Annotated in this window: 30 protein-coding genes; 23 read left to right on the forward strand and 7 right to left on the reverse strand. The window is 58.3% G+C overall.

Annotated features, from left to right (window positions below):
• The first annotated feature begins 60 nt into the window (after positions 1-60).
• The 3 genes from CFB04_RS16330 (at position 61) to CFB04_RS16340 (ending at position 3,210) form a co-directional block, all read left to right on the forward strand.
• Positions 61-2,301 (forward strand): DNA polymerase domain-containing protein, encoded by a 2,241-nt coding sequence (locus CFB04_RS16330; protein ID WP_088536384.1) that lies wholly within the window; start codon positions 61-63, stop codon positions 2,299-2,301.
• Between the two features lie 112 nt (positions 2,302-2,413).
• Positions 2,414-2,833: an exosortase system-associated protein, TIGR04073 family gene (locus CFB04_RS16335; RefSeq protein ID WP_088536385.1), complete on the forward strand. Its 420-nt coding sequence runs from the start codon at positions 2,414-2,416 to the stop codon at positions 2,831-2,833.
• Positions 2,833-3,210 carry an exosortase system-associated protein, TIGR04073 family gene (locus CFB04_RS16340; RefSeq protein WP_369833138.1) on the forward strand — a complete coding sequence of 126 codons (378 nt, stop codon included), beginning with the start codon at positions 2,833-2,835 and terminating at the stop codon, positions 3,208-3,210. The genes CFB04_RS16335 and CFB04_RS16340 overlap by 1 nt, the downstream gene beginning before the upstream one ends.
• A gap of 82 nt (positions 3,211-3,292) precedes the next feature.
• Here CFB04_RS16340 and CFB04_RS16345 read toward each other — a convergent pair whose 3' ends face one another.
• On the reverse strand, positions 3,293-3,541 hold the full coding sequence (locus CFB04_RS16345) for a hypothetical protein (protein ID WP_088536386.1): 249 nt from the start codon (positions 3,539-3,541) through the stop codon (positions 3,293-3,295).
• Between the two features lie 334 nt (positions 3,542-3,875).
• Between CFB04_RS16345 and CFB04_RS16350 the strand changes: the two genes are divergently transcribed.
• The 7 genes from CFB04_RS16350 (at position 3,876) to rpmA (ending at position 10,231) form a co-directional block, all read left to right on the forward strand.
• A complete protein-coding gene (locus tag CFB04_RS16350; RefSeq protein WP_088536387.1) occupies positions 3,876-6,407 on the forward strand; it encodes a TIGR03960 family B12-binding radical SAM protein in 2,532 nt (843 codons plus the stop codon).
• A 45-nt stretch (positions 6,408-6,452) separates the two neighbouring features.
• The gene (locus CFB04_RS16355) at positions 6,453-7,964 is read left to right on the forward strand and encodes an Rne/Rng family ribonuclease (protein WP_088536388.1); all 1,512 of its coding nucleotides are present in this window, start codon (positions 6,453-6,455) and stop codon (positions 7,962-7,964) included.
• A gap of 15 nt (positions 7,965-7,979) precedes the next feature.
• Entirely contained in the window at positions 7,980-8,282 is a 303-nt protein-coding gene (locus CFB04_RS16360; protein ID WP_088536389.1) for a Rieske (2Fe-2S) protein, read from the forward strand.
• A gap of 227 nt (positions 8,283-8,509) precedes the next feature.
• On the forward strand, positions 8,510-8,761 hold the full coding sequence (locus CFB04_RS16365) for a ribbon-helix-helix protein, CopG family (protein WP_088536390.1): 252 nt from the start codon (positions 8,510-8,512) through the stop codon (positions 8,759-8,761).
• A 27-nt stretch (positions 8,762-8,788) separates the two neighbouring features.
• Positions 8,789-9,532 carry a TerC family protein gene (locus CFB04_RS16370; protein ID WP_088536391.1) on the forward strand — a complete coding sequence of 248 codons (744 nt, stop codon included), beginning with the start codon at positions 8,789-8,791 and terminating at the stop codon, positions 9,530-9,532.
• 98 nt (positions 9,533-9,630) lie between these two features.
• Positions 9,631-9,939, forward strand: a complete 309-nt coding sequence (gene rplU / locus CFB04_RS16375; protein WP_088536392.1) for a 50S ribosomal protein L21 — start codon at positions 9,631-9,633, stop codon at positions 9,937-9,939.
• Between the two features lie 34 nt (positions 9,940-9,973).
• Positions 9,974-10,231 (forward strand): 50S ribosomal protein L27, encoded by a 258-nt coding sequence (rpmA, locus tag CFB04_RS16380; RefSeq protein ID WP_088536393.1) that lies wholly within the window; start codon positions 9,974-9,976, stop codon positions 10,229-10,231.
• Positions 10,232-10,366: 135 nt separating this feature from the next.
• Here rpmA and CFB04_RS16385 read toward each other — a convergent pair whose 3' ends face one another.
• The gene (locus CFB04_RS16385) at positions 10,367-10,675 is read right to left on the reverse strand and encodes a hypothetical protein (RefSeq protein WP_088536394.1); all 309 of its coding nucleotides are present in this window, start codon (positions 10,673-10,675) and stop codon (positions 10,367-10,369) included.
• A gap of 1 nt (position 10,676) precedes the next feature.
• On the opposite strand from CFB04_RS16385, the gene obgE reads away from it, so the two are divergent.
• The 8 genes from obgE to CFB04_RS16425 all read left to right on the forward strand — a co-directional run bounded on the left by obgE (position 10,677) and on the right by CFB04_RS16425 (position 18,405).
• Entirely contained in the window at positions 10,677-11,687 is a 1,011-nt protein-coding gene (gene obgE, locus CFB04_RS16390) for a GTPase ObgE (protein ID WP_088536395.1), read from the forward strand.
• 92 nt (positions 11,688-11,779) lie between these two features.
• Complete coding sequence (proB, locus tag CFB04_RS16395) at positions 11,780-12,901, forward strand: glutamate 5-kinase (RefSeq protein ID WP_088536396.1); 1,122 nt, start codon at positions 11,780-11,782, stop codon at positions 12,899-12,901.
• Positions 12,902-13,088: 187 nt separating this feature from the next.
• Complete coding sequence (locus CFB04_RS16400; protein ID WP_088536397.1) at positions 13,089-14,345, forward strand: glutamate-5-semialdehyde dehydrogenase; 1,257 nt, start codon at positions 13,089-13,091, stop codon at positions 14,343-14,345.
• A gap of 1 nt (position 14,346) precedes the next feature.
• The gene (gene nadD / locus CFB04_RS16405) at positions 14,347-14,994 is read left to right on the forward strand and encodes a nicotinate-nucleotide adenylyltransferase (RefSeq protein WP_088536398.1); all 648 of its coding nucleotides are present in this window, start codon (positions 14,347-14,349) and stop codon (positions 14,992-14,994) included.
• Positions 14,987-15,373 carry a ribosome silencing factor gene (rsfS, locus tag CFB04_RS16410; protein WP_088536399.1) on the forward strand — a complete coding sequence of 129 codons (387 nt, stop codon included), beginning with the start codon at positions 14,987-14,989 and terminating at the stop codon, positions 15,371-15,373. The genes nadD and rsfS overlap by 8 nt, the downstream gene beginning before the upstream one ends.
• Positions 15,370-15,831, forward strand: coding sequence for a 23S rRNA (pseudouridine(1915)-N(3))-methyltransferase RlmH (locus tag CFB04_RS16415; protein ID WP_088536887.1), 462 nt, complete (start codon positions 15,370-15,372; stop codon positions 15,829-15,831). Before rsfS ends, CFB04_RS16415 begins: the two co-directional genes overlap by 4 nt.
• Positions 15,832-16,201: 370 nt before the next feature.
• Positions 16,202-17,743 (forward strand): 2,3-bisphosphoglycerate-independent phosphoglycerate mutase, encoded by a 1,542-nt coding sequence (gpmI, locus tag CFB04_RS16420; protein ID WP_088536400.1) that lies wholly within the window; start codon positions 16,202-16,204, stop codon positions 17,741-17,743.
• A gap of 95 nt (positions 17,744-17,838) precedes the next feature.
• The gene (locus CFB04_RS16425; RefSeq protein WP_088536401.1) at positions 17,839-18,405 is read left to right on the forward strand and encodes a M23 family metallopeptidase; all 567 of its coding nucleotides are present in this window, start codon (positions 17,839-17,841) and stop codon (positions 18,403-18,405) included.
• A gap of 20 nt (positions 18,406-18,425) precedes the next feature.
• Here CFB04_RS16425 and CFB04_RS16430 read toward each other — a convergent pair whose 3' ends face one another.
• The 4 genes from CFB04_RS16430 to CFB04_RS17960 all read right to left on the reverse strand — a co-directional run bounded on the left by CFB04_RS16430 (position 18,426) and on the right by CFB04_RS17960 (position 21,124).
• Positions 18,426-18,851: a DUF309 domain-containing protein gene (locus CFB04_RS16430; RefSeq protein ID WP_231934240.1), complete on the reverse strand. Its 426-nt coding sequence runs from the start codon at positions 18,849-18,851 to the stop codon at positions 18,426-18,428.
• Positions 18,839-20,569 carry a DNA polymerase/3'-5' exonuclease PolX gene (polX, locus tag CFB04_RS16435; RefSeq protein WP_088536402.1) on the reverse strand — a complete coding sequence of 577 codons (1,731 nt, stop codon included), beginning with the start codon at positions 20,567-20,569 and terminating at the stop codon, positions 18,839-18,841. The genes CFB04_RS16430 and polX overlap by 13 nt, the downstream gene beginning before the upstream one ends.
• A 7-nt stretch (positions 20,570-20,576) precedes the next feature.
• The gene (locus tag CFB04_RS16440; protein ID WP_088536403.1) at positions 20,577-20,813 is read right to left on the reverse strand and encodes a hypothetical protein; all 237 of its coding nucleotides are present in this window, start codon (positions 20,811-20,813) and stop codon (positions 20,577-20,579) included.
• Between the two features lie 122 nt (positions 20,814-20,935).
• Entirely contained in the window at positions 20,936-21,124 is a 189-nt protein-coding gene (locus CFB04_RS17960) for a hypothetical protein (RefSeq protein WP_157698821.1), read from the reverse strand.
• 162 nt (positions 21,125-21,286) lie between these two features.
• Here CFB04_RS17960 and CFB04_RS16445 point away from each other — a divergent pair, with 162 nt between their 5' ends.
• The 5 genes from CFB04_RS16445 to CFB04_RS16465 all read left to right on the forward strand — a co-directional run bounded on the left by CFB04_RS16445 (position 21,287) and on the right by CFB04_RS16465 (position 24,994).
• Positions 21,287-22,345 carry an AAA family ATPase gene (locus tag CFB04_RS16445; protein WP_088536404.1) on the forward strand — a complete coding sequence of 353 codons (1,059 nt, stop codon included), beginning with the start codon at positions 21,287-21,289 and terminating at the stop codon, positions 22,343-22,345.
• A 19-nt stretch (positions 22,346-22,364) separates the two neighbouring features.
• A complete protein-coding gene (locus CFB04_RS16450) occupies positions 22,365-23,537 on the forward strand; it encodes a VWA-like domain-containing protein (protein WP_088536405.1) in 1,173 nt (390 codons plus the stop codon).
• A gap of 192 nt (positions 23,538-23,729) precedes the next feature.
• The gene (locus CFB04_RS16455; protein WP_088536406.1) at positions 23,730-24,140 is read left to right on the forward strand and encodes a hypothetical protein; all 411 of its coding nucleotides are present in this window, start codon (positions 23,730-23,732) and stop codon (positions 24,138-24,140) included.
• A gap of 69 nt (positions 24,141-24,209) precedes the next feature.
• Entirely contained in the window at positions 24,210-24,407 is a 198-nt protein-coding gene (locus CFB04_RS16460; RefSeq protein ID WP_088536407.1) for a hypothetical protein, read from the forward strand.
• Positions 24,404-24,994, forward strand: coding sequence for a hypothetical protein (locus CFB04_RS16465; RefSeq protein WP_088536408.1), 591 nt, complete (start codon positions 24,404-24,406; stop codon positions 24,992-24,994). Before CFB04_RS16460 ends, CFB04_RS16465 begins: the two co-directional genes overlap by 4 nt.
• Before the next feature lie 31 nt (positions 24,995-25,025).
• Here CFB04_RS16465 and CFB04_RS16470 read toward each other — a convergent pair whose 3' ends face one another.
• Entirely contained in the window at positions 25,026-26,864 is a 1,839-nt protein-coding gene (locus tag CFB04_RS16470; RefSeq protein ID WP_088536409.1) for a PAS domain S-box protein, read from the reverse strand.
• Positions 26,865-26,977: the final 113 nt, after the last annotated feature.

Below are 26,977 nucleotides of genomic sequence, written 5' to 3' on the forward strand. Positions count from 1 at the left end.
TGAATCTGAACGGCGTGGTCACCCAAGACCGCGCCGTTCGTGCATTTGACAGAGGAAAATGTGGAACGCTTTGAGTTCGAGGGAGATGCCCTGCTTTTCGGCAGGGATCCCACCGAAAATATCGTAGCGGCAGAGCTGGCCGGCCGGTTCGTCCGGCTCTTTATCCGTGACGATTCCGGTTTGCGGTTTCATGACGAGCCGTTTCATCCGTTTCTGCTCCTGGACGAGCCGGGGCGGCTCGACGGATTTCCAGGTGATGTTACGTTCCGCAGGCTCCAGGGGGAGGGGGCATTCCGGCATATTGCCTTCTTCCGTGACTGGCGTGATTGCATAGCAGCAAAAAGCTTTATTTCGCAAGTTACCCTCCGCACCCCCTCAGCTCCCGATGCTCCCTACGTCTGGATTCCTGATCCGGTGCACCAGCATCTCCTCATCACGGGAAAGACGCTCTTCAAGGGTCTCGAGTTCGGTAAGTTGAGGCGACTCGCCCTGGATATCGAGACCTGGTGCGGAGAGAATTTCGAATTCCCCAATGCGGAGCGGGAAACGGATCGTATCGTCTCCATCGCGCTCATGGATGGGGACGGCTTCAGCCGGGTCCTTTCGGGGGACCAAATGTCGGAGCGGGAGATGCTGGAGGAACTGAACGTTCTCATCCGGCATAACGACCCCGATGTCATAGAGGGGCACAATATCTTCTGTTTCGACCTGGAGTATATCCGCGTTCGAGCGCAACGGCACGGCGTCAGCCTGTCCTGGGGGCGCGACGGCAGCTCCCCCCGTATCACTCCTTCACGCTTCTCCATCGCCGATCGCAGCATCGACTACCCACGTTGGAATGTCTATGGCCGCCATATTATCGATACCTATTTTCTCCTGCAGATCCATGATGTCGGTTCACGGGATCTCGATGGCTACGGCCTGAAGGCTGCAGCCGTTCACTTCGGGCTTGCTCAGCCCGACCGGGTGTATCTCGACCGTCGGCACATCAACCGGGTGTTCGCAGAGGAACCGGAGCTGCTGCGCCAGTACAATCTGGACGACGTCCGGGAGACCCTCGCCCTTTCCAGGCTCCTTTCCTATCCTTTTTTCCTTCAGACCCGCATATTTCCCTACTCGTATCAGAACTGCATCGTCCGGGGAAACGCAACCAAGATAAACAGCCTCCTGGTGAGGGAGTACCTCCGTCGCGGCGCCGCCATTCCAAGGCAGGAACGGCGGGAAGGCGCCGAAGGCTTCGAGGGTGGCTATACGGAAATCCTTCGGGAGGGGGTGGTGCGTCCGGTGGTCCATTGCGACGTCGCCTCGCTGTATCCATCGCTCATCCTCGTTTACCGGCTTTCTCCTGCGTCGGATCGTCTCGGCGTCTTTCTTTCCCTTTTGAAGGACCTGCGCAACTTCCGCCTTGAGGCTAAAAGAGGCGCGCGGAGTGCATCATCCCGGGAAACCAGGGATTATTTCCAGGCACTGCAGCAGGTCTTCAAGGTACTGATCAACTCCTTTTACGGCTACCTGGGTACCTCGATTCATAACTTCGCCGACCCGGCGGCCGCCGCCCGGGTGACCGCCCTGGGCCGCGAGACCATTGTCGAAATGGTGCGCTGGCTCAAAGAGCGGGGTGCGGAGCCTGTCGAGGTGGATACCGACGGCATCTACTTCATACCTCCGTCAGATGTAGGAACTTTGGCCGAGGAAGAGGCTCTGGTGCGCAAGCTCTCGGAATCGCTGCCGCAAGGGATAGAGGTCGAACACTCCGGCAGGTATCGGGCGATGTTTTCATACAAGATGAAGAATTATGCTCTGCTGGCATACGATGGGAGGGTGACAGTAAAGGGGAGCGCACTTAAATCGAGGGGGATGGAGCGGTATCTTCGGCAGTTTATGGAGGATATGATCAGGCTTCTCCTGGCAGGAGAAGGGGAGCGTGTGGAGGAGTTGTACGCCGAATACCTGGAACGGCTGCGAAAGCATGATTTCCCGATAGAATGGCTCTCCAGGACGGAAACACTCAGTGAGTCTCCGGCTTCGTACAGCCAGAAGGTCGGCCAGGGTAAGCGGAACCCTTCTGCTGCGTTCGAGACCGCTCTTGCTACAGGTTTAGGATACCGGTCCGGTGACAGGGTCGCATACTACATAGCGGGTTCGAGAAGAGACATTCCGGCTTACGGGGCGTGCAAGCCGGCATGGGCATACGATCCGGGAGCTCCCGATGAGAATACGGCCTATTACGCGGACAAGCTGTACCGCCTGAAAAAGAGATTCGACCGTTTCCTGCCGCAGGAGCCGACCCTGTTTGATTAGAATTCGTCAGGTGACCCTGCAGGAGGGGGTTTTGCCGGTGGGTGCGCTTGCTACACGGTGGCATTTGTGCTACAAACGGAGGTATCTGTGATGATATGACGAAGGAGGTCCCATGCGTAACGTGGCTGCAGTCTTTTCGGTGCTTCTCCTGCTCGGCATGGCTGTTCCTGCTGTTGCTCAGGAGTCGATCAAGCCCGAAGCAGTAGTGGAAAGGATGGCATTCAAACTCGCGCGTGGAGTAACCAACGTGACGACTGCCATTGTTGAGATTCCCAAGCAGAGCTACCTTACGGTTCGGGACCGGGGGAGTATCGGCTACGTCATCGGTCCTTTGAAAGGCCTCGGGATGGGGATCTATCGACTGCTGGTGGGTGGGGCGGAAACCGTCTTTTTCATGGTGCCTCAACCGGGATATTATGACCCGATGGTAGACCCTCCGTACGTGTGGAACGGTTGGGAGGATCGGCGGCCGGAGCAGCTGAAATCACCGGGCACGGTGCAGGAAGCACCTCCCGTGAAGCAGGAGGAATAATGATCCGATCTATTCAGGCACTGCTGCTGGGGGTTATGGGGGTTCTGCTGGTTGTGGGCCAGGCGGAGCAGGGATGGTGCAGCACCCAGACCATAGAGAATTCCTCGCCTCAGGAGATAGTCGACGGCATGGCCAACAAGGCGGTGCGCGGCATTGCCAACGTTGGCACCGGCTGGATCGAATTTCCGAAACAGATCTATCTGACCTACAAAGAGGATGGGGTCGTCAAGGGGATGTTCGTCGGGCCCCTGAAGGGGGTCGGCATGACCCTGGTGCGCACGGCTGCAGGGTTCGGCGAAACCCTGACCTTTTTCCTGGCATACCCTGGTTTCTACAGCCCATACGTCGAGCCGGCCTACGTCTGGCAGAAGGAGTAGCAGGTTCGGGGATTGGTATAACGGCCAGATAAAAAAAGCCGCATCCGAGGATGCGGCTTTTTCGTTCCTGGGGAAGGAAAGATTACTTCTTCTCTGCCGGAGCAGCAGCCGGAGCTTCTTCTTTCTTCTCTTCTTTCTTGGCCTTCTTGGCTTTCTTAGCTTTCTTTGCAGGCTTCTTCTCTTCAGCTTTCTTCTCCTCGCCAGCCGGAGCAGCAGCAGCCGGAGCAGCAGCCGGAGCTGCTTCTTTCTTTGCCGGCTCAGCGGCGAAGACGGTGCCGGCGAAAGCAACGGCAACAAGAGCGCTTACGAGGGTGGAGAGAACTTTTTTCATTTGTGAATCCTCCTGAAGTTATTTTAGCCATTCATGATTGCAGCAGTCATGCCAATTTGTAAGTTCCTCTGTAGCCCAGCTTTAGAGACATTTTCGACCGGGGCGGCCGGATGTGTGCCCCATATCATCCATTTTCCACCTCATTTGCGGTATCGGCTTCCTGGTGGTGGATTAACGGTGTTGCGAAACGGAGAGAGATATACTATGGTAACGCTGATTGCCAAGGCCGTGGCGGCTTGCTCCGCCGGGGCTTTTTTTTCGGCGTCGGTTGTATGGATATTCCTGAATCTTCGGGAGCAATAAAACGAGCCGGTTTTCCGGACGAAAGCGGTATATGTCTGACCTGAATCTTCTGAAAGTGGAAAAGCCCGCCCGTTACATGGGGGGGGAGATGGGTGCGGTGCGAAAGGATGGCGCGGAGGTCCGTTTCGTGCTTGCGTTCCCCGATGTGTACGAAGTTGGCATGAGCCACCTGGGGCTGAAGATCCTGTATTCCGTACTTAACGATGTTTCATGGGCCTCCGCCGAGCGGGCCTATGCACCCTGGCCGGATATGGAAGAGTTGCTGCGGCGGGACCGCATTCAGCTCTCCACGCTGGAGACCGGGCTTCCGCTGGCCCAGGCGGACATCGTCGGATTCACTCTCCAGTACGAGCTGTCATACAGCAACATCCTGAACATGTTGGAACTGGCCGGCATCCCTCTGCTTGCCTCCGAACGGGGTGAGGATGCCCCACTCATTCTCGGCGGGGGGCCCTGCGCATACAACCCTGAGCCGCTGGCTGAATTTTTCGATGCTTTTCTCATAGGAGATGGTGAAGAGGCGGTTCTCGAGATAGCTTCCGTAGTCAGGGAATGGAAGCGGGATGGCGGATTGAGGAGCGAGCTTCTCGAGCGCCTTGCTGCTATCCAGGGAGTTTACATCCCTTCCTTCTTCAATGTGGAATATGACGGGGAGGGCAGAATCGCCGGAATCCTTCCGTTGCGGGACGACTACCGACGGGTCAGGCGGCGCTTTCTAACCCGGCTCGATGGTGCGCCCTATCCGGCGGCTCCGGTCGTTCCCTTCCTGAAGACGGTTCACGACCGTGTAAGCCTGGAGATTTCCCGCGGATGCACACGCGGCTGCCGGTTTTGCCAGGCGGGTTACATCTATAGGCCTGTGCGTGAAAGGTCGCCCCGTACGGTGCTCCAGCTTGTAGAAGAGGCGCTGCGCAATAGCGGCTACGAGGAGATATCCCTCCTTTCCCTCTCTGCCGGAGATTACGGTTGCATCGCGCCGCTTCTCAAGGCGCTCATGGCGCGCCATGCCGACGACCGCATAGCGGTATCCTTCCCTTCGCTTCGCGTTGGAACATTGACGAAGGAGCTGGTGGAGGAGGTGAAACGGGTTCGGAAAACCGGGTTTACCCTGGCTCCCGAGGCGGGGAGCGAGCGCCTTCGCCGGGTGATCAACAAGGGTATCGAGGAGGAGAACCTGCTGCGGTCGGCGGCGGAGGTCTACGGCGCCGGGTGGCGGATGATCAAGCTCTATTTCATGATCGGCCTTCCCACCGAGACGCGGGAAGACCTCCTCGCCCTGATCGAGCTGGCGCGAAAGGTAAAGCTGGAAGGAAAGCGGCTGGGCAAGGGGGGGGATGTCAATGTTGCCGTCAGCACCTTCGTTCCCAAGGCCCATACTCCTTTCCAGTGGGAGGCTCAGATAAGTTTCGAGGAGACCCTGGAGCGGCAGCGATTCCTGCGCCAGGAGCTAAAGCGGCACCGGCTCAACTTCAAGTGGCAGGATGCTTCTCTGTCGGTGATGGAGGGTGTTTTTGCCCGCGGGGATCGCAGGCTGGGTCGGGTGCTTCTGGAGGCCAGACGGTTAGGGTGCCGGTTTGACGGCTGGGGGGAGCACTTCAGCATGTCCAAATGGCAAGAGGCGTTTGCGACAGCGGGGGTCGATCCTGCTTTCTACCACCGGCAGCGCGGTTTCGACGAGATTCTGCCATGGGATCACCTTGATTGCGGAGTGAGCAGCGAGTACCTCCGCGCTGAACGGGAGAAGGCCGGGGTGGAAGCGGTCACTCCCGATTGCCGCACCGGCTGCACCGGTTGTGGTGTCTGCAACTTCACAGACTTGAAGATGCTTGTTCATGATGCCGATGCTGCGGGAGAGCTGCCGGCGGCCGTATCCAAGGCGGCGCCGTTGTCCACAGGGGAGCGCCAGCGGGTCAGGCTCCGGTTCACCAAGACCGGGCGAATGCGATATCTGAGTCATCTGGAAATGATCGCCCTTTTCGGGCGTGCGGTGTCCCGGGCGGATATCCCGGTCATGTTCTCCCAGGGCTTCCACCCGCACCCGAAATTTTCGTTCGCCACAGCCCTCTCGGTGGGAGTCGAATCATATGCGGAGTATATGGACATGGAAGTTGCAGCAGGTTTTCCTCCGCAGCTGGTCATGCAAGGCTTGAATGACGTTCTTCCGGAGGGTGTCATGGTCGCGGAAGCCGAGGAAATACCATTGCGGGCTCAATCATTGTCGGTTATCATTAATGCAGTTCGGTACAAGGTCACCCTGCCGCCCCACCTGGCAGCGGGTCTCCCCGGGCAGGCGGCTCGCTTTCTCTCCCTCGACAGCTGCTCCTATCGAAGAGAAAAAAAAGGAAAGACCCAGGAGTTCGACCTGCGCCACGAACTTGTGGAGCTTAAGGCATCGGGGCCGGTCCTGGAGATGGTCGTACGAAGGGGGAAGCCTGTCGAATACGCCGCCGCGGTTACTGGTCTCACTGTCGCGGAGCTGTCTGAATCGCCCGTCGAAAAGGTCGAGGTCATTTTTGCTTCACCGGAGGAGACCCATAACGAGATGTGCGCTCCCTCCATCTGAAATTGAGTGCAAGGTTTCACAAATATAGAGAGAGTGAGGTTACGGATGGGTACCGAGCTTGTCATCAATACCACATCCCATGAGACACGGGTGGCGCTCATAGAGAACGGCACCATTGCGGAACTCTACATCGAGCGGAGCAAGGTCAAGGGAATCGTCGGGAACATCTATAAGGGACGGGTCATCCGGGTCCTGCCGGGGATGCAGGCTGCCTTCGTCGACATCGGACTCGAAAAGGCCGCATTTCTCTATGTGGCAGACGTTTTCGATGCAATAGAAGAGTATGAGTCGTTCATGGATGGGAACGGGAAAAAGGAGGAGCCGAGGGAAGGAGAGGGGCCCGTGCTTCATCCGCTTCATCCGATCGAGGAACTTCTCCAGGAGGGACAGGAACTTCTCGTGCAGGTCTCCAAGGAGCCGATCGGCACCAAGGGGGCGAGGATAACCTCACACATATCACTCCCCGGGCGCCATCTCGTCTACATGCCTACGGTGGACCATGTCGGCATCTCCCGCCGCATCGAGGATGAAGCGGAGCGGGAGCGGCTCAAGGAGATCGTCGAGCGCATCAAGCCGGCAGGTAGCGGGTTCATTGTCAGGACCGTTTCGGAAGGGAAGACCGAGGAGGACATGATCTCCGACATGAATTACCTGACGAAGCTGTGGGAGGAGATAGTCAGGCGGAAGGAGACTGCTTCCGCTCCCTCTCTCATCCATTCCGATCTGGATGTTACCCAGAAGGTTGTGCGCGATATTCTGACCGAGTCGGTCGACCGCATTGTTGTAGACTCCAAGCCCGAGTACGACAAGATCATTCAGTTCATTTCCACCTTCATGGCAAAAACGAAATATTCCATCGAACTCTATGACGAAGAGGAGCCGATCTTCGATCACTACGGCCTTGAAGTGGAAATCAGCCGGGCGCTGGGACGCAAGGTATGGCTCAAGAGCGGCGGTTACATCATCATTGAGCAGACCGAAGCCCTCACTGCGATCGATGTTAATACCGGGAGATTCGTCGGCAAGCATAACCTTGAGGATACGATCCTCAAGACCAACCTGGAAGCGGTGAAGGAGATCGCTTACCAGTTGCGGCTTCGCAACATCGGCGGAATCATCATAATCGACTTCATAGACATGGAGAAGGAGGTGAACCGTGACAAGGTGTTCACCGCCCTCGAAGAGGCGTTGAAGCTCGACAAGTCGAAGACGAACATCCTGAAGATCTCCGAACTGGGCCTTGTGGAGATGACGCGCAAGCGCGTGCGTGAAAGCATCGGCCGCATGCTGTGCGAGCCCTGCCCTTACTGCGAAGGGCGTGGATACGTCAAGTCCAAGACAACCGTGTGCTATGAAATCTTCCGGGAGCTGCGCCGGGAGATGCTGGACATACGCGGCACCAAAGCGATGCTCACGGTCCATCCACAGGTTGCAGATCTTCTGTACGACGAAGAGCGGCGAGGCCTGGAAGAACTGGAAAAACGGTTCAGGAAGCGGATTACGGTGCGGGCGAAGCCCGGTTTTCATCAGGAGCAGTTCGAAATCGTCATCACCTGAGGAAAGGGGGTAGGGATGGTATTCGCTGCGAAAGTTTCAGAGGTTCCGAACTGGGGTAAGAAGATTGTTTCCGTTAACGGTACCCAGGTCCTTCTCGTTCAGAGCAAGGGGGAGTTCTATGCCTGTGAGCCTGAATGTCCGCACCAGGGTGCGCCTCTTTCGGGGGCGCTGTTAAAGGAGGCCGGCACCATCACCTGTCAGCGCCACGGTTACCGTTTCGACCTGAAAACCGGTGCATGCGCAGGATTTCCCCAGTACACCCTCAAAGTATACCCTGTAAGGGTCGAGGGAGAGAACATCATGGTTGACTTGGGGTAGATGGAGAAAGCAGTTGACATCTTCTGTCCCTCCCTCTATATTTCTGCGACGTAAAGGGGAGTAGCTATCGGTCCAATAGACCGACCCATGTCCGTCAGTACGGCTTCCGCCCGGACCTGGGGCACGACACTCCGAAGTCGATGCCAGCAAGACCTTTACCTGAAGCGTTTCAGTACGCCGAGGGTAGGGGTCTTTTTTTTACCTCGGCGATTCCCATGGAGGTGGAAATGAACCGGCATCAAAAGGAGGCAGTGAACGTGCAGAGCCCCAATAACAAAAAACGGGAGCAGCGAAGAACCGGAAAGAAGCGGAAGGAGAGAAAACCGCTCCAGAACATAGTTTCGGTCAGGGTGAGCGACCAGGAAAGGAAAGCTCTGGAAAAGGTCGCCGCGTCCACGTCGAAAAGCGTGTCTGACATCATGCGTGAGGCGATAGATCTATGGAAGCTTCAGAGGCGGAGGGTCTGTCTCGATGGATGATAAAAAGATCTTCGGGGGGTGGTGCAGATGGAATGGCTGACTGATCCGCAGGTGTGGCTGGCGCTGGTGACGCTTACAGGGCTTGAGATCGTCCTTGGGATCGATAACATCATATTCATTTCGATACTCGCGGGGAAGCTCCCCGCGCACCAGCAGGAGAAGGCGCGGCTTACTGGACTCGGACTGGCAATGTTCATTCGTGTGGGGCTCCTCTTTTCCCTCGCATGGCTCATGGGCCTCACTGCCCCTATCTTCTCGGTGCTCGGCAACGAAATTTCCGGACGCGACCTTATCCTCATTTCGGGCGGTCTCTTTCTGCTGGGAAAGAGTACCCTGGAGATCCACGAGAAGCTGGAGGGGGAGGAGGGTCATTCCTCGACCCGCGCCGCCGCGTCGTTTGCAGGAATCATTGTCCAGATACTGCTGCTTGACATCGTCTTTTCGCTCGACTCGATCATAACCGCCATCGGGATGGCGAGCCAGCTCTGGGTCATGGTGACGGCGGTCGTCATTGCCGTCTTCTTCATGATGCTCTTCTCGGGCAAGATCAGCAGGTTCGTGGAGCGGCATCCGACAATCAAGATGCTGGCGCTGAGTTTTCTGATACTGATCGGAGTCGCACTCATCGGCGACGGCCTCGACAGGCACATCCCGAAGGGATACATCTACTTCGCAATGGCTTTTTCGGTGCTGGTGGAGATGCTGAACCTGCGGCTGCGTGCCAAAGGGGAGCCGGTGAAGCTCCACTCTCCCTATAGCGAAAACGGGTAGCGGGCTTCGCACGTTTGTAAAAACATCTTGACTTCAGGCTGCGCTTTGGTTAAATTTCAACGCTCGTCTAAAATCCGCGAAAAGGTGGTGAAGTGCATATGTACGCAGTAATCAAAACCGGAGGGAAGCAGTACAAAGTTTCCGAAGGAGACCTGCTCAAGGTCGAAAAGCTCGATGGGGCGGTGGGTGACACCGTGGAGCTCAGCGAGGTCCTGATGGTTGGCGGCGAAAAGGTCAGTATCGGAACACCTTTAGTGCCCAGCGCGTCCGTGGTCGGCAAGATCGTCGAACAGGGAAAAGGAAAGAAGATTCTCGTCTTCAAGTCCAAGCGCCGCAAGGACTCCCGCAAGCTCAGGGGGCACCGTCAGCCGAGAACGATCCTCAGGATTGAAAAGATCAACGCATAGTAGTACCGGAACGATCAGGAAGGAGAATTGACATATGGCTCACAAGAAAGGCGTTGGCAGTTCCCGCAACGGCCGTGACTCCGCCGGCCAGCGGCTCGGCTGCAAGAAGTTCGGCGGCGAGGCTGTCAAGGCAGGCAACATCATCTACCGGCAGCGTGGCACCCAGATCCACCCGGGGACCAATGTCGGGTGCGGTAACGACTACACCCTCTTTGCCCTTATCGACGGCGTCGTCCAGTACGAGCGGTTGGGCAGGGACCGGAAAAAGGTTTCCGTTTACCCGATACAGTAGGTGCCGGGTCGGCGGTTCATACAGAAGCCTGGGGCTGCACGAGCTCCGGGCTTTTCTTATTTGTGTCGATAGGAGCGCGGTCTTCCCGCCATCTCGACGCCGTCCTCGGAAGCCTCCTTGTGCGGCGTAGCGCTGCTACGCCTCCGCGGGGACTTCCTGCGGGTGCGCCGATCTGGCGGAAATCTCGCGCTCCTGCGGGGCGATTCGCCGATTTTGAACAAATACCACTGCCGGTGATGGAGCAGGCGGGATTTCGGGAGTGGAGGGAAGTGACTTGGCGTCGAGCGGACACTCGCCCATTCTGTTGTGGTTGGGAAAAACGCGAAATTCGATCTGCATCGACAAACGAAGAGGAAAGCCCTGCGGGTCCGCAGCCAAGGGCACGACCGGAACGGACGGAATTCCGCCTGCTCCGTGCACATCCTCGAAAATTGAGACCAACATAATGAAGTTCATAGATGAAGTAAAAATACATGCAAAAGCGGGCGACGGCGGTGCCGGCTGCGTTTCCTTTCGCCGCGAGAAGTTCATTCCCCTCGGTGGCCCTAATGGCGGTGACGGCGGCAAGGGGGGGGATGTGATCTTCCGGGTGTCGTCGAACCTTTCGACGCTCATGGATCTGCGTCACCACCCGCACCAGAAGGCCGGGCGCGGCAAGAACGGCATGGGGAAGGACCGCCACGGCGCGTACGGTGAGGACCTCGTCATCCTCGTCCCCCAGGGGACCCTCGTGAAGGACGACGAGACGGGGGATCTCCTGGCGGACCTGACCGAGCCGGACCAGGAGGTGGCGCTCCTCAAGGGGGGGCGCGGCGGGCAGGGGAACACCCGCTTCGCCACCTCCACTCACAAGGCGCCCCGCTTCGCCCAGCCGGGAGAGCCGGGGGAGGAGCGCTGGCTGCGTCTGGAGCTGAAGCTGATGGCTGACGTGGGCCTTCTCGGCCTTCCGAGTGTCGGCAAATCTTCTTTCATCACAAAAGTCTCAGCGGCTCGCCCCAAAATAGCCGATTATCCCTTCACCACCCTTGCACCGAATCTTGGCGTAGTAGCTTATAAGGACTACCGCTCTTTCGTTCTTGCCGACATCCCCGGAATAATCGAAGGGGCTCATGCTGGTGCCGGACTCGGACACAGGTTCCTGCGTCACGTGGAGCGGACCAGGCTACTTCTCCATATGCTCGACTGCTCCTGGATGCCGGAACGGGACCCGCTGAAGGAATACGAGACCATAAACCGGGAGCTGAGGCTCTTCAGCCCCGAGCTTACCGAGAAGCGCCAGATCATAGTAGTCAACAAGGTAGACCTGCCGCAGGTGAGGGATGCCCTTCCGCAGCTCGTGGAATGGTTTACTGAGCGGCGTTTAAAGGTCTTTCCGGTATCTGCGGTGACGGGAGAGGGGATCCCGGCGCTTCTCGATGAAATAGCACGGCACCTGTGGGGACGGCCCGAGGAATAGTGGTTCTCTGCGGCTCTGGCGGCCACCTGTAAGCAACTGAACGTCTGAATGCGGATCATTTCAAATGCACCTGTCTTTGGTACAATCAACCCATGCGCAGTGACGTGCTGAAAAAGGTACGGCGCGTCATCATCAAGGTAGGGAGCAGGGTCCTTACACGTGACGACGGATGCCTTGACGCCACGGTCATCGCGCGCATTGCCGACGAGCTGTCTCAGCTACGCGCCGAGGGGCGGGAAGTCGTACTGGTATCTTCTGGTGCGGTAGCAGCGGGGCGGCATGCTCTGGCCGGTGGCGACCGTCCCAGGACGATACCCCAGAAGCAGGCGGCGGCGGCGATAGGCCAGCCCCGTCTCATGCATGCATATGAGGAAGCTTTTTCCCGTTTTGGTGCGAGCGTCGGTCAGGTGCTCCTTACCCGGGAGGACCTGGCGAACCGCCAGCGTTTCCTCAACGCCCGGGCAACCCTGGATACGCTTCTTGCGGAAGGGGTCGTTCCGATCATAAACGAGAACGATACTGTTGCCGTAGAAGAGATCAAGTTCGGGGACAATGACAATCTCTCCGCCTTGGTGACGACGCTTGCCGAGGGGGATCTCCTCATCATAATGACCGATATCGATGGCTTCTATGATGCCAATCCGCGAACGAACCCGGAGGCGAAGCTGATTCCGCTGGTGCGGTCAATAACCAGGGAGATGGAGCTGGCTGCAGGGGGGAGCGGTTCCGCTGTCGGTACCGGTGGTATGGTTACGAAGCTGGCGGCGGCGAAGAAGGTATGCCGCTCGGGTGTCCCCGTGATCATGCTGAACGGGCGGAAGCCGGGGAGCCTCAGTCGCGCGCTCGCCGATGAAGAGACGGGCACTCTTTTTCTCCCTGCAGGAAAAAGCCTCAACAGGCGCAAGCACTGGATCGCCTTTACCCTCAGGCCTGCAGGCCGGATTCTGGTGGATGACGGTGCTCGGAAGGTTCTGGCAGCTCAGGGACGAAGCCTTCTTCCTTCCGGGATCATGCGGGTGGAGGGGAAGTTCGATCGGGGTGCCTGCGTAAGGGTGTGCGGTCCCGACGGCACTGAATTTGCCCGAGGCATTGCGGACTATTCCCATGAGGAAATAGCTCGGGTGCTGGGTCACCGGAGCAGCGAAATCGAAACGATACTCGGCTACCGGTATAGTGACGAGATTATTCACCGGGACAATCTGGTGGTCCTTTAGCAGGTCGCTGAAAAACAGCCATCTCGCCGCCGTCCTTGGAAGCCGCCTTGTACGGCTTAGCGCTGCTACGCCTCCGCGGGGCTTTCTGCTGGTGCGGACGATCTGACCGTTTTTGAGCAACCTGATCTGGGCTGGGTTGAGAAGCTTGATCTTGACTCCTGACCCCTTAATGACGGGAGGTTCCTTCATGAGCATTGCTGAACAAGTCCGACAACTAGCTTCCCAGGCGCGTCAGGCCTCCTTCGTGATTGCGAGACTTTCGTCCGCAGTCAAGAACGAGCTCCTCCTCAACATGGCTTCTGCCCTGGTGGAGGGGACGCAGCAGCTGGTCGAGGAGAATGCGAAGGACCTGGAGCAGGGTGAGGCAAAGGGTCTGTCCCCCGCGATGCTCGATCGCCTGATGCTGAACGATACCCGTATAGCCGCCATGGCGGAGGGGCTGCGGGAAGTGGCAGCGCTTCCTGACCCTGTGGGATCTGTGACGGGGATGTGGAAACGACCCAATAATCTGACAGTGGGCAAGATGCGGATTCCGTTGGGGGTGATAGGAATCATCTACGAGTCACGCCCGAATGTCACCGCCGACGCGGCGGCTCTTTGTCTCAAGGCAGGCAACGCCGTCATCCTCCGCGGCGGTTCGGAATCGATTCATTCAAATCTGGCCATCGGCGCCATTCTTCAGCGGGAGATGGAAAAGATGTCGATTCCAACGGCTGCCCTGACGGTGGTGCCCTTCACACAGCGGGAAGGGGTCCTGGAGCTGCTCAAGCAGGATGAAACCATCGACCTCATCATCCCGCGAGGGGGCGAAAGCCTGATCCGCTTCGTGTCGGAAAATTCGAAGATCCCCGTCATAAAGCACTACAAGGGAGTCTGTCACGTTTTCATCGATGCCACCGCCGATTTTGCGATGGCGGAGAAGATCATAGTGAATTCCAAGACGCAGCGCCCCGGGGTATGCAACGCGCTGGAGACGCTCCTTATTCACAAGGATATAGCGGAAACCTTCGTTCCTCACATCGCCGGTGTGCTTACTGCACTCGGGGTCGAACTGCGCGGGGACTCCTGCGTGCGGCAGTTTGCTCCCGATGCGAAAGCGGCAAAGGAAGAAGACTGGCACGCGGAGTATCTCGACCTGATACTTGCAGTGAGGGTGGTGGACGATCTCGACGAGGCGGTGGCCCATATCAACAGGTACGGCTCCCTCCATACGGAAGCTATCGTGACCGCCGATTATGCCAACGCACAACGCTTCCTCCGCGAGGTCAATTCAAGTACCGTCGTCGTCAACGCATCAACCAGGTTCGCCGACGGGAATCAGCTGGGGCTCGGCGCGGAGATAGGCATTTCAACTACCAAGCTGCATTCGTTCGGCCCCATGGGGGTTGAAGACCTCACGACGCAAAAATTCATCGTCTACGGCGACGGTCAGGTGAGGAGCTGAGATGAAGATCGGCATCATAGGCGGGACCTTCAATCCCGTCCATAATGCCCACCTGCGGATTGCCGAAGAGGTGCGGGACTGGTTCGGGCTCGACCGTGTTATCTTCATTCCGGCGGCGGTGCCTCCGCACAAGCCGATATACGGAGACCTCCCCTTCATTCACCGGTACGAGATGGTGCGGCTTGCCATAGCGGCGAATCCGCACTTTACGGTTTCCGACATGGAGCAGCAGCGGGGTGGAACTTCCTATTCCATCGACACGCTCCGCGCACTGCGCAGGGCATATCAGAACGATTCGCTCTACTTCGTAATCGGCAGCGACTCCTTCCTCGAGATCGGGTCCTGGCGGGAATATCAGGGGATTTTCGGCTGCTGCAACATTATCGTGGTGGAACGACCCGGTGCCGCTGTGACCGACCCGCACAAGGCGCTGCCGGTTGCCGTTGCGGGAGAATTCAGCTATTTGGAGGCCGAGCGGCAGCTTTCGCACTGCTCGGGCAATTCCGTTTATTTCAGGACGGGAGCGCCTCTGGATATCTCTTCGAGCGCTATCCGTGAACTTGCGAGTCGAGGCCGCTCCATCAGGTACCTCGTGCCGGATGCGGTAGAGCATTACATCAAGGAAAAGAGGTTATACGCGCATGCGTAGCAAAGAAACGTTATCATCCCGCGAGCGGGCGCTGAAGTGCGCCATCGCCGCTCTGGACAAGAAGGCGTACGATGTGAAAGTCCTGGAGATAGAACCGATTTCGAGCATAGCGGACTATCTGGTTCTCGCTAATGGTACCTCCGACAAGCAGGTCCAGGCAATTGCGGAATCGGTTAAGCAGGGCTTGAAGAAGTTCGGCAAGGCCTTGGATATAGAGGGGCTGCAGGAGGGTAACTGGGTCATCATCGACTATGGGGATGTCATCGTCCACGTCTTCCTTGACGAGCGGCGCCGTTACTACAACCTGGATGAACTGTGGGAGAACGCGGCCATGCTCGAAATCCCCGAGGAGTACCAGTGGGAGAGGGCGCAGGGGTGAAGCTACGGGTGCTCTGGGTCGGCCGAACACAGGAGGAGTGGGTCCGGCGCGGCATCGAAGAGTATGCGGGACGGATCAGGCGCTATCTTCCCCTGGAGATCTCCGAGGCAAAAGAGGAGAAGGGGTGCCGTGAAGAGGCGGGGCGGGAGCGGGAGTGTGCACGTCTCGAGAAGCTCTTGCCGAAGGGGGCACGGCTGGTTCTCCTGGACGAGCGGGGAAGCCGCCTCACTTCGCCGGAGTTTTCCGCATTCATCGGCAGGCATCGTGACGGTGGCGCTTCGGAACTGGCCTTCGCCGTTGGGGGTGCTTACGGCTTTGCGGAGACGCTCCGAGAACGTGCGGCAGGAGTGATTTCCCTTTCCCCCATGACCTTCACGCACCAGATGGTGCGGGTCTTTCTCCTGGAGCAGATTTACCGCGGCTTCACGATTTTAAACGGGGAGCAGTACCACCATTGACCGGGGGCGGCTAATAGGTTGTTGAAAAACAGCCATCTCGCCACCGTCCTCGAAAGCCGCCTTGTGACTTCGGCCTTTGGCCTCACCCTTCGGGCGCTTAAAGCTGCGGTCCACTTTCACAAGTGAAAGTGTGCGGCGTAGCGCTGCTACACCTCCGCGGGGCTTTCTGCGGGTGCGACGATCTGGCCGTTTTTGAACAACCCTAGTTTTTCCAATGCCTTCTGCCGTCCCGGTTTTTTATTTTGATCCGCTACTGTGACGCAGAGACACGGAGGGGTGGTATAGTTCTCAGAAAGCGAAGATTCAAGATTGGGTTGTTTTCTCTGTGTCTCCGTGCCTCTGTGGCGGAAATCTTTGATTGGAGGAAGTGATGCCGAAAAAACCGCTGCTGCTGATGATCCTTGACGGGTGGGGGATCAATCCCCGAACGGACAACAACGCCATCGCTCTTGCCAATACGCCGAACATGACGCGGCTTTGCGCCGAATATCCCTGCACCGACATCGGTACTTCCGGAATGTCTGTCGGGCTTCCCGAGGGGCAGATGGGGAACTCGGAGGTCGGACATCTCAATGTCGGGGCCGGTCGGGTGGTTTACCAGGATCTGACACGCATCAGCAAGGCGATTGAGGAGGGGGAGTTCTTCCATAACCGGGTGCTCCTGGACTGCATCGCACGCACCAAGGCGGCGGGGGGAAGGCTTCACCTGGCGGGACTTCTCTCCGACGGCGGGGTCCACTCCCACATGACCCACCTCTACGGGCTCCTGGAACTGGCGAAGCGGGAGGGTGTGCGCGAGGTCTTCATTCACTGTCTCCTGGACGGGCGGGATACGCCTCCCAAGAGCGGAGCCGGTTACCTCGGGGACCTGGAGAGGAAGATAGCGGAGCTGGGAGTCGGCAGGATCGCCACGGTGATCGGCCGCTACTATGCCATGGACCGCGACAACCGATGGGAGCGTGTAGCGAGAGCATATGACGCAATCGTTCTGGGGGAGGGCGCCCACGCCACATCGGCCGCTGAGGCCATAGAGCGGAGCTATATGAACGGCATCACCGACGAATTCGTTCATCCTTCGGTGATTACCGGCCCTGACTGCGCCCCCGTCGGCACAGTTTCCGACGGAGACGGCTTCATCTTCTTCAATTATCGCTCCGACCGCGCCCGCGAAATCACCCGCTCTCTTACTGACGGCGGGTTCACCGGATTCGCCCGCGCCCGTTATCCACAGCTTGCTTCCTACGTCTGCATGACCGAGTACGATGAAACGTTCGGTCTTCCTGTGGCGTATCCCCCTGTACAGCTTAAAAACATCTTCGGCGAGGTTATCTCCAAGGCCGGTTTGACCCAACTCCGCATTGCGGAGACGGAGAAATACGCCCACGTGACGTTCTTTTTCAACGGCGGGAACGAGGTCCCCTACCCGGGGGAGGAACGCTGCCTCATCCCCTCACCCAAGGAGGTGGCTACATACGACCAGAAACCGGAGATGAGTGCGTACGCCGTCACCGAGGAACTTCTGCAGCGGCTTGACCGGGACGCTTACGACGTCGTCATCCTCAACTTCGCCAATCCGGACATGGTGGGGCACACGGGGATCATTGAAGCGGCCGTGAAAGCTGTCGAAACCGTGGATCAATGTGTAGGGAGACTAGCGACTAAGGTGTTGGAAAAAGGAGGGCGGGCAATCATAACCTCCGACCATGGCAATGCCGAATGCATGATCGACGATACCGGGGGTCCCCACACTGCTCACACCACCGAGCGCGTTCCACTTATCCTCGTGGATAACCAGCGCAGGGGGGCGCGGCTTCGTCCCGGCATTCTCGCGGACATAGCTCCGACAATGCTGGAACTGCTTGGGCTTCCCCAGCCGCCGGAGATGACTGGAAAGAGCCTCATCGAGGAGTAGTCCGGGTGACTGGGTCCGAGAGGGCTGCTCCGGGGTTGACCTCTTCGGCCTGCTTACGTTATAACAAATGAGACGAATTCCCAAGGAGACGCTGGTTGCCCCGTTTCATTTCACCCGTGCTGCTGTCAATACTGCTCCTTCTGCCTCTCTCCAGCGAGGCCGCCCGCCGTTCCCCCGTTGACGGCGGTACGGTAACCTCCGGTGTCGGCTGGCGCGTCGACCCCTTCGGCAGCGGCCGCATGGTGTACCACAACGGGTATGACATTGCGGTGCCGACCGGGACCCCGGTCTACCCCACCCAGGTGGGTACCGTTTATTTCGCCGGGCAATACAAGGGGTACGGCAACCTTGTTGCCATACAGCATGGAGAAGGGTATGTCACCTTCTATGGTCACAATGCCGAAGTCCTCGTAAAGGTGGGACAACAGGTAGATTGCAATACCGTCATAGCCCTTGCCGGCAGTACCGGTCGTTCCACCGGCCCCCACGTCCATTATGAAATCAGACAGATTCCCGGATATAAAGAGCATCAGCGGGAGAAGCTTCAGAAGGAGCTGAAGACCGCCGTCGCCGAAAAGATCGAGGGTTGGGTTGAAGGGTACGAGAGCGGCAAAGGCGGGCCCGAGCGGGAAACGATAATGCCGCAAGATCCGTACGAGTAAAGGAGGGGACCTGGCGTGTATCAGCCCGTCATGTCTATCCTTGGTAAAAGCTCCTGTTCCAGCTGGTTCATTCTCTCCATCCCAAGACCTTCCAGTTTGACCTGTAACTGTTCCGTCTGGTGAATCAGACCCTCCACATCCACCAACTGACATACGGGAGCGACCTGGCGCAGCAGTTGAAGTGCCGTTTTCAGCTGCCGCATCGTCCCGCGGTAATCTCCTGACTGCCAGTGATGCAGGGCGATGGCGATCTGCGCGATCCCCTGGTAGAGATTCCTCTCCAGCCGCGGCTCATGGATCGAAACGAACTCCAGGGTGGTGCGGCATTCCAGGTAAGCTCCCCGGTTGAACTGCTCTATCCCCCGTATCAGTTCGTCCGGAGGAGATTGCCGGCAGGACCTCTCCCGGTGAGCGAGCCCGCTGCTCCCTTCCCTCATCTTCTGCATGATTTTCCTCCTTTTAATCTCCTCACCAACTCGGCAGCCGAGAGAGTGTTGAGAATGTCCTTCCGTTCAAGCCCGCTGCGGCGCGCAACCGCAACCCCGTAAGGAAGCGTTTCGAACTGGCCGATGAAGTGGGTGTCGCTGTTGATAACCAGCGTCACGCCGCGCTGCCGCGCCTTTCTGCAGTAGAGATCACTCAGGTCCAGGCGAAGCGGGTAGGAGTTTATTTCAAGTGCGGTTCCCGTTTCGGCTGCGACCGTGATTACCTCTTCCATATCGATTTCATATTCCTCACGCTGCCCGATGATCCGCCCGGTGGGGTGAGCGATCATTGAGACGTGTGGGTTTCGCATGGCGGCTACCATGCGTGCCGTGATCTGCTCCCGCGATTGCTTGAACGCCGAGTGAAGTGCTCCGATAACGAAATCGAGTTCCCGGAGAATCTCGTCGGGGAAGTCGAGGGTGCCGTCGGGCTTTATGTCCATTTCGGTCCCGTGTAGAACGGTGAAGCCGTCGAGCCTTCTATTCAGATCCGCCACCGCCCGCTTCTGCTCCATCAGGCGCTCGATGCTCAACCCCCGTGTCATGGCCAGCGATTGGGAGTGGTCCGTAAGCGCCAGGTATTCAAGTCCTTGTCTGCGTGCCGCCGCTACCAGCTCTTCAAGTTCGTGGGCCCCGTCGCTCCACCTGGAGTGGACATGAAGATCGCCAAGGATATCCTCCCGTGTTACGAGTGCCGGCAGCTCTCCTGCCAGGGCGGCTTCCACCTCTCCCTGGTCTTCGCGTAATTCCGGCGGAATGTACGGCAACCCCAGGAGCCGGTAGACCTCTTCTTCATCCACGCCCCCGATGCGGAGGTCGTCGCTTTCACGAAACACCCCGTACTCGTTCAGTTTCATGCCCAGCTTTACGGCGATGCTTCGCAGCCGGACGTTATGGTTCTTGCTCCCGGTCAGGTACGCCAGAGCGGCTCCGAAGCAGGCGGGTTCCACCACCCGAAGGTCGACCTGCACTCCCTCCCTCAGGATTACGCTTGACCGGGTAGGTCCCCGGAGTATCACCTCCCGGACTCGCGGGAGGCTGGTGAAGGTCTCCATCACCTTTGCGGGGTCTGCGGATGTGGCGACGATATCTATGTCACGGACGGTATCCTTCCATCGCCGCAGGCTTCCCGCCAGCTCGATCCGTTCCACAGGTGAATTCCGCTTGAGCTGCTCCACCAGGTCACGGGCCACCGGCAGTACCGCTGACAAAGGAAGTCGTTCTTTCCCCCGCTTTACCGCCGATATTCCCTTGAGGATGTTTTCTTCGGTCTTAGCCTGTATGCCTCTGATGCCCGCCAGCTTGTGTTCCGCCGCCAGCTTCTCCAGTTCGTCCAGGGATGTCACCCCTGTCTTGTCAAAGAGGAGGCGGGCAGTCTTCGGCCCAAGCCCGGGGATGGCGAGAAGGGTCCGCAAGCCCGCCGGCAGCTCGCCACGCAGCTGCTCGTGAAGGGCCATTCTCCCCTCGCGCAGATACTCCTCGATCCGTTTCGCCAGATCGTGGCCTATCCCCGGCACCTGTCTCAGCTCCTTGCCGGACAGCTCTTCCAGATTCCTGGGCAGGTCTTCCAGGTTGAGTGCGGCACGTCGGTATGCCCTGACCTTGAAGACACTCTCTTCCTTGAGTTCAAGGATGTCTGCAATTTCGGAGAATATCCGCGCCACTTCCTGATTTTTCATTTCCGGGTTAGTTGCAGTGATACCATGACATCTCCTGCTCGTCGTAGCAGATGAGATGTGCCCGGGAATCGCTGCCTTTGACCTTGAAGTAGCGGCGGCGTTGCCAGTTGGCGGCCTCCTGCTCCTGCCACTGATCGAGAACCTTCACGACATCTATCCGGGACTCGTTGAAGAAGAAAGCCCGCGGGGTCTCGTCGGCCCGGTAGCCGGCGTATGCTATTACCCGTATACGTTCTTCCATCATGGAATCTCCCGTACGAATGGTGGATAGGGTTAGAGCCCTGGCCCGAATGGGAAATACCTAACAGTATAGCCCAAGTTGGTCAGAGAAAAAGTGGAGCGGGGAAAAAAGTGGGGGGACGTGTGTTAGCCGTGTCCGGGCGAGTAGGAATAACCTTCGGAGTAGCTGCAGGAACAGCAGAGCACACGCCGAGGCGTGAGGGGAGTGCACGGCAGGTCGAACGCGCAGAGGGAACCGCATTCGGGGCAATCTCCCATTCTGACCACCCATGAATGCGTCACTCCGTTTCGATCTGTTTCATGTATCCTCAGCATGAACGGCTCCTCGTGGTTTTGTGTTTCGATTTTACCATAATCGGAACAAGTGGCAGGTTCCTGAACGGGCAGTAACTAAATTTTCCGGCAAAAATAGAGGTTGACCCACGGAAAAAAGTGCGGGTAGCATATGGCCTACCCGATTTGAAAGGACGGACCGTCATGAATGTTGAGCAGATGAAGACCGTCGTCAGGGAGATTCTCGTCAAGACCGATCTGACCCCCTGTATCGTAGGCCACCGGGGCGTGGGCAAGACCGCAGGCATCATCCAGGTGTGCCGCGAACTGGGGCGCCGTTACGTGCCGCTCCGGCTTGGACAGATGGAAGTAGGCGATCTGGTGGGGATTCCCTATCGTGAAGGTGAGGCGATGCACTGGTCGCGCCCGTCGTGGATGCCGCGATCCGAGGACCAGCCGACCATCGTCCACTGCGACGAGCTTAACCGGGCGCAGCAGGAGGACACTCTCCAGGCGATCTTTCAGTTCGTGGAGCCGCCGGCGGAAGGGGAGCGGCGGGCGCTTCATACCCACAAACTTGATCCGAAGCATAAGGTGATCGTCACGATAAATCCCCCTGACGGAAGTTATCAGGTGACACCGCTTGACCGGGCGCTCATCGACCGGATGGTGATGCTCTACGTCGAAACCGACTACCACTGCTGGGCTGCATATGCTCAGCGCCGGGATCTGGAGGCGGGTGTCCGCCAGTTTCTTGCCGGCAACACCTCGATGCTGGCAAAGGCCGGCATCCCCATGGAGATAGAGGCGGAGCCGACGGAGCGCGGGTGGGAGATGGTGAGCACGCTTAGGAAAGAGTGCCGCTTTCCCCGCGAACTGGAAATGGAAGTCTATGCCGGGATTGTGGGGAAGACGGCCGCGGTCGCTTTCCTGCGATGGTGCGCGGAGCAGCGGCACAGGCCGGTAACGGCGGCGGAAGTCCTGGATAACTGGCCGGAGGTGGCGGATCGCCTTGCCGCGCAGAGGGATGACGCCCAGGCGGCCACAATGAACGACATCATCACGACTCTCAAGAATGACCCGCAGTTGAATGTGACGAGAGAGGAGAATCTGGTCCGATATGTGGACATTCTTCCCCGTGACATGCGGTTCGGAATGGTGAAGGCCCTTCTCAGAATACCTCCGGTAGCGCAAGCCTTGAGCCGGGACAAGTACGACGGCGTCATCCTGGACGCGATACGGCAGATCAGCGCGGAAGCATGAGGCTTCCTGGAGCAGCTTCTTGAGCCGCGAACTGGAAAATGCGATCGTCCGCCTGCTGAAGCGCCGCCCCTTCTACGGCCAGTTCCTCCTCAACTGCCGGAAGGAGGAGAGGGGAGAGTATCCCGCGGGGGTTACCGTCCGGGACGGGATACCCCTCGTCGCGGTGAATCCGGCGCTTTTTGCCCAGGCCTCGGCAGCAGAGCAAGAGGCCCTTCTGGAGCATGGGGTGAAGCACCTTCTTCACCTTCACATGTTCCGGAGGGGGGAGCGAAACGTCCACGACTGGGATATCTCATGTGATCTGGCTATCAATCCTTCTATTGAAGGCCTTCCTTCCGGGGCTGCGGTTCCTTCCGATTTCAGTGTGCCGGAGGGGCTTGCCGCAGAGGAATACTATATTCGCCTGAGTTCACCGTTCGATACGGGCAACATGGCCGGCAACGGCATCGGCACTGCCGCTCCCGATGCGGGGGGGCATGCGGGCCCGGGAGGAGGAACAGAGCGTGCGGTGCGGGGAGCCGTCATCGACGACCATACCATCTGGTCCGACGCCGACAGCACGCCACTGCGCCTTGCCGAGGAAGTGCTTCGGGAGATTGTTCGGGACGCTTCGTTGAAAAGTCATGGTGAGCTGCCGGAGGATATCCGGCCGCTGGCGGAAGCTCTTCTGAAGCCATCGCTCATCCCCTGGCAGCAGGTGTTGCGGCAGTTCGTCGCTACCGCAGGAAGGATCGGCAGGCAGACCACCTGGATGCGGGAGCATCGGCGTTTCGGCAACCTCACGCCGGGCACGAGGAAGCGTCATCGCCTCAACCTGCTGGTCGGGGTGGACGTGAGCGATTCTACGGATACCGTGGAGTTGCGGGAGGCGTTTGCGGCGGAGCTGATGCGAATCGCCAGGGGGCGAGATGCGCAGATTACCGTGCTCTACGCCAACAGCCGCATCAGGCGTATCGATAACTTTCGCGGCGATGCGGTGCGTGCCGAGAGCTATCACGGAGGAGGGTTCACCGACCTGAGGCCCGTTTTTCAGCACGCCCGTTCCATGATTCCCCCTCCCGCTGCAGTCGTGTATCTTACTGACGGCATCGGTCCCGCTCCCGAGACGATGGAGTTTCCCACTCTCTGGGTGCTGACGAGGGAAGGGGAGAGGCCGGCGCCGTGGGGAGTGGAGCTGCGGCTCGACGTTTGACAGGCGGCTGAAAAACAGCCATCTCGCCGCCGTCCTCGAAAGCCGCCTCGTGCAGCGTAGCGCTGTTTATGCCCCAGAGGGTACTACGCTTCCGCGGGGCTTTCTGCGGGTGCGGCGACCTGACTGTTTTTGATCCACCCGATTTTGATAAATCTAATAAGGAGTGCACGGTAGTTTTGGAGGAGCAGAAAAATGGAAAATGAATTTGCACCGATGACGGTCGAATCGGTCCGCCTGCTGCTGGAGGAGGCGGGGGCGCAAGTGGCGGCGAGATCGGGACGGAGCGACCATTACGGCGCGCCGCGTGATTTCTCATTTGAAGTGAAGGGTGTCTTTCCCAATGGCATGGCCCTGCATGTGGTAGCCCGTCAGTTCAACTACCGCGACCCCTGGGAGGGGGCCGGGCGGGTGAACGACCTTGTGGACGTATCGCTTCTGCGGGACGGGGCTTATGTACCTCTGCCCAAGGGATACCCCTTTTTTCAGGGGAGCGATCAGGAAGAGGGGATCGACGAGCCGACCCTCCGGGAGCTCGTTGTGTGTGTTCGTGATCTGAACCCCAAGATTTATCTGCTTCAGCATCTGACGGGGGATGAGCCTTAGCGGGATGCGCTTCTGCGCTGCTGCGAAACCGGTGAAGGATGGTAGACTTGAACCAGGAGGTGGAATGCCATGGTCTTTTTTTACGATCCTAAAGATGACGCCGATCTGACCCGCGTGGAAGGGGTGCTGCATAAGGGGGGAATAGAGTATTTCCTGCGTCGCGAGCCGGCGGGAGGTCCCGGACGGCTCCAGGTCTGCGTGGCGGAAGAAGATGTGCCGGAGGCCCATCGCCTGGTGGAGACGAGTGAATCGCCGGGGCGGCCATGAACAGTCCTGCACGTGGTGCTTTGATTGGATGCTTTCTCCTGCTTGCCGGTTGCGCCACCACCGACAGGAGAGTCAATATTCTCTACGAGCCGTCGGTGGGCGCCAAGGGAGGGACAGGCGACCTTTATCTGGTCGGAGACAGGGAAGCACAGGGTAAGAAGGTGCAGTGGGTAATCGGGGAGGTAATAAATAACCGGAAGGAGCAGGTGGGAAACATAGTAACCGATCTGGCTCCCGCCGAACTCGTGCTGGACGCCTTTGCCGCCGAGCTGAGAAGCGCCGGCTATCGGGTCGTCATGAGCAGGAGCATCCCGGCAGATGTGGATAAAGGGCTTGTACTGGGTGATGTATCAATCACGCTGCGCGAGGTGGACGGCCTGTTCCAGTCTGAGGCCCGCAACAAGATGAAGGTGGCCATCGAAGTGTGGCGAAAAGGTGTCAAGCTCACCAAGCTCGATTACGAGACGGAGTATGTCGATTCGACGGTCAGGGACCGCCGGCGGCTCGCCGAGGAGACTCTGCGGACCTCCCTGCGTAACTTTCTACGCCAGGCAGTGCCGGAGATAATCAGAAAACTGGAGCAGTGACTGCCGTACCCCAGTCGTCGGCACCTTCCTTTCAAATGCTGAAGTAGAAGGTAGCTCCCCGATCCGGCTCACCTTCCGCCCACACACTTCCGCCGTGGCGTTCGATGATCCGAAGGACCGTTGCCAGGCCGATGCCGTGCCCCTCCACTTCGTCGCTTCCGGGGAGGCGTTGGAACGGAGCAAAGAGTCGGTGGGCATCTTCGGCGCGAAATCCTCTTCCGTTGTCCTTGACGAAGAATGCCGGATGTCCACCAGTTGTTACCGCGCCGAAGCGGATCTTCGCCATTTCCCGATGCGCAGTGTACTTCCAGGCGTTTCCCAGAAGGTTGCGCATCACGATCCGTAGCAGGCGGAGGTCCCCCCTGGCGAGGAGCCCGTCCATAACTTCGACTTCCACTCTCCTATCCGGCCATTCGAACTGAAGGTCCGCCAGGATTTCCTTCGCTATTTCGCTCAGATCCACCTCTTCCTCTTTCAGCGTGCTTTGCGTCAGAAGTGAAAATTCGAGCAGCGTTTCTATAAGCTCATTCATGCGTTCGGTGCCGCGGCGTATCTCTGAAAGAAACCCCTTGCATTTGTCGTCGAGCTGGTTCTCGCACAGATCGGCGAGAACCTGACTGTACCCGTGGATTGATGTGAGGGGAGAGCGCAGGTCGTGGCATACCGTGTAGCTGAAGGATTCCAACTCCCTGTTGGCAGCTTCCAGCTCAGCGGCGCGTGCTTCGAGGGCGCGGTTCAACTGCTCGATTTCTTCCTCCATTACTTTGCGTTCGGTCACGTCGAGAGCGGTTCCAATAACCATGATAGGTTTGTTGCCGCAGTCAGTAAGAACTTCCTCCTGTCCCAGGAGAACCCGGATGCTTCCATCGGGGCGCACTATACGGAAGTAGTAGCTGTTGAGTGCATCAGGCTCTGTAATGGCAAACTCCGCCCGTCTCCGTATTTCATCCATGTCTTCTGGATGAAGCATCTTCAGGAATTGCTCAAGGGATGCCGCGACTGCTCCCGGCTCAAGCCCGAAGATGCGATACAGCTCGTCGGACCAGAAGGATTTTCCCGTGTCGATGTAGCGCTTCCAGCTTCCCAAATGGGCTATCTTCTGCGCTTCTGCCAGTTGTCGCTCGCTGCTGCGAAGCTGCTCTTCGTACCGTTTCCGATCGGTTACATCTTCTATGATGGCAACGAAATTGGTGACGGTCCCGCTGGTATCTTCGATTGGTGCGATGGAGATCGATTCGTGGAAGAGTTCTCCGTTCTTGCGGCAGCTGATCAGCTCCCCCCGCCATTCATTCCCGCCGGTAACCGCCTCCCGCATCTGCTGATACGTTTTCGGCACCTTCAATCCCGGTTTATATTCGGCCAGATTCGTTCCGACTGTATCGGCGGGTGAAAAGCCGGTTGTTTCCGTAAACTTCGGGTTGACGTATTCGATCGTCCCCAGCGGGTCGGTGATCACGATGTTAACCGGACTTTCATGCACCGCCCGATACATTTTACGAAGCTCCTGCTCGCTACGTTTTCTTTCGGTTATGTCCTGCAGCCATACGAGCCATGCCGGTTTTCCCCGCCATTCGGTTTCCAGGGCTGACATTTCCAGGATGATGCCTCTCCCCTCGCTGGTGCTTATCTGGGTTTCGGTGGTTCCATCGGGGGGAATGGGGAAGGGGAAGGGCTTTCCCTGGAGCTGACGGGCACTGCTCCCGTAGATCCGCTCCGCAGCTGCATTCGCATAACGGATCCGATTGCCGCTGTCGACGATCAGCATGCCGTGCAGGCACCGCTGCATCAAAGACTGGAAGCGCCTGTAGCAGGCGAGCAGCTCTTTGCGTCTGTGCTCAAGGAGAATCCGGTTGTTCTTTTGTCTGAACATGATGCCTCACTCCCACAAGCCTTCAGCGACAGTCACCAGTGCCGGCATTGCCCCGGCATGGGAAAAGGAGCTGTAGAAGTCCTCCCCGCTCCTGAACCGGCTTGCACAGGGGA

Source organism: Geobacter sp. DSM 9736, assembly GCF_900187405.1.
GTDB lineage: Bacteria > Desulfobacterota > Desulfuromonadia > Geobacterales > Geobacteraceae > DSM-9736.

Excerpts from the sequence above, each read along its gene's own strand:
- CFB04_RS16335 (WP_088536385.1), top strand. The coding sequence starts at position 2,414 with ATGCGTAACGTGGCTGCAGTCTTTTCGGTGCTTCTCCTGCTCGGCATG.
- CFB04_RS16340 (WP_369833138.1), top strand. The coding sequence starts at position 2,833 with ATGATCCGATCTATTCAGGCACTGCTGCTGGGGGTTATGGGGGTTCTG.
- CFB04_RS16345 (WP_088536386.1), bottom strand. The coding sequence starts at position 3,541 with ATGAAAAAAGTTCTCTCCACCCTCGTAAGCGCTCTTGTTGCCGTTGCT.
- CFB04_RS16350 (WP_088536387.1), top strand. The coding sequence starts at position 3,876 with ATGTCTGACCTGAATCTTCTGAAAGTGGAAAAGCCCGCCCGTTACATG.
- CFB04_RS16355 (WP_088536388.1), top strand. The coding sequence starts at position 6,453 with ATGGGTACCGAGCTTGTCATCAATACCACATCCCATGAGACACGGGTG.
- CFB04_RS16360 (WP_088536389.1), top strand. The coding sequence starts at position 7,980 with ATGGTATTCGCTGCGAAAGTTTCAGAGGTTCCGAACTGGGGTAAGAAG.
- CFB04_RS16365 (WP_088536390.1), top strand. The coding sequence starts at position 8,510 with ATGAACCGGCATCAAAAGGAGGCAGTGAACGTGCAGAGCCCCAATAAC.
- CFB04_RS16370 (WP_088536391.1), top strand. The coding sequence starts at position 8,789 with ATGGAATGGCTGACTGATCCGCAGGTGTGGCTGGCGCTGGTGACGCTT.
- rplU (WP_088536392.1), top strand. The coding sequence starts at position 9,631 with ATGTACGCAGTAATCAAAACCGGAGGGAAGCAGTACAAAGTTTCCGAA.
- rpmA (WP_088536393.1), top strand. The coding sequence starts at position 9,974 with ATGGCTCACAAGAAAGGCGTTGGCAGTTCCCGCAACGGCCGTGACTCC.
- CFB04_RS16385 (WP_088536394.1), bottom strand. The coding sequence starts at position 10,675 with ATGTTGGTCTCAATTTTCGAGGATGTGCACGGAGCAGGCGGAATTCCG.
- obgE (WP_088536395.1), top strand. The coding sequence starts at position 10,677 with ATGAAGTTCATAGATGAAGTAAAAATACATGCAAAAGCGGGCGACGGC.
- proB (WP_088536396.1), top strand. The coding sequence starts at position 11,780 with ATGCGCAGTGACGTGCTGAAAAAGGTACGGCGCGTCATCATCAAGGTA.
- CFB04_RS16400 (WP_088536397.1), top strand. The coding sequence starts at position 13,089 with ATGAGCATTGCTGAACAAGTCCGACAACTAGCTTCCCAGGCGCGTCAG.
- nadD (WP_088536398.1), top strand. The coding sequence starts at position 14,347 with ATGAAGATCGGCATCATAGGCGGGACCTTCAATCCCGTCCATAATGCC.
- rsfS (WP_088536399.1), top strand. The coding sequence starts at position 14,987 with ATGCGTAGCAAAGAAACGTTATCATCCCGCGAGCGGGCGCTGAAGTGC.
- gpmI (WP_088536400.1), top strand. The coding sequence starts at position 16,202 with ATGCCGAAAAAACCGCTGCTGCTGATGATCCTTGACGGGTGGGGGATC.
- CFB04_RS16430 (WP_231934240.1), bottom strand. The coding sequence starts at position 18,851 with ATGCAGAAGATGAGGGAAGGGAGCAGCGGGCTCGCTCACCGGGAGAGG.
- polX (WP_088536402.1), bottom strand. The coding sequence starts at position 20,569 with ATGAAAAATCAGGAAGTGGCGCGGATATTCTCCGAAATTGCAGACATC.
- CFB04_RS16440 (WP_088536403.1), bottom strand. The coding sequence starts at position 20,813 with ATGATGGAAGAACGTATACGGGTAATAGCATACGCCGGCTACCGGGCC.
- CFB04_RS17960 (WP_157698821.1), bottom strand. The coding sequence starts at position 21,124 with ATGCTGAGGATACATGAAACAGATCGAAACGGAGTGACGCATTCATGG.
- CFB04_RS16445 (WP_088536404.1), top strand. The coding sequence starts at position 21,287 with ATGAATGTTGAGCAGATGAAGACCGTCGTCAGGGAGATTCTCGTCAAG.
- CFB04_RS16455 (WP_088536406.1), top strand. The coding sequence starts at position 23,730 with ATGGAAAATGAATTTGCACCGATGACGGTCGAATCGGTCCGCCTGCTG.
- CFB04_RS16460 (WP_088536407.1), top strand. The coding sequence starts at position 24,210 with ATGGTCTTTTTTTACGATCCTAAAGATGACGCCGATCTGACCCGCGTG.
- CFB04_RS16465 (WP_088536408.1), top strand. The coding sequence starts at position 24,404 with ATGAACAGTCCTGCACGTGGTGCTTTGATTGGATGCTTTCTCCTGCTT.
- CFB04_RS16470 (WP_088536409.1), bottom strand. The coding sequence starts at position 26,864 with ATGTTCAGACAAAAGAACAACCGGATTCTCCTTGAGCACAGACGCAAA.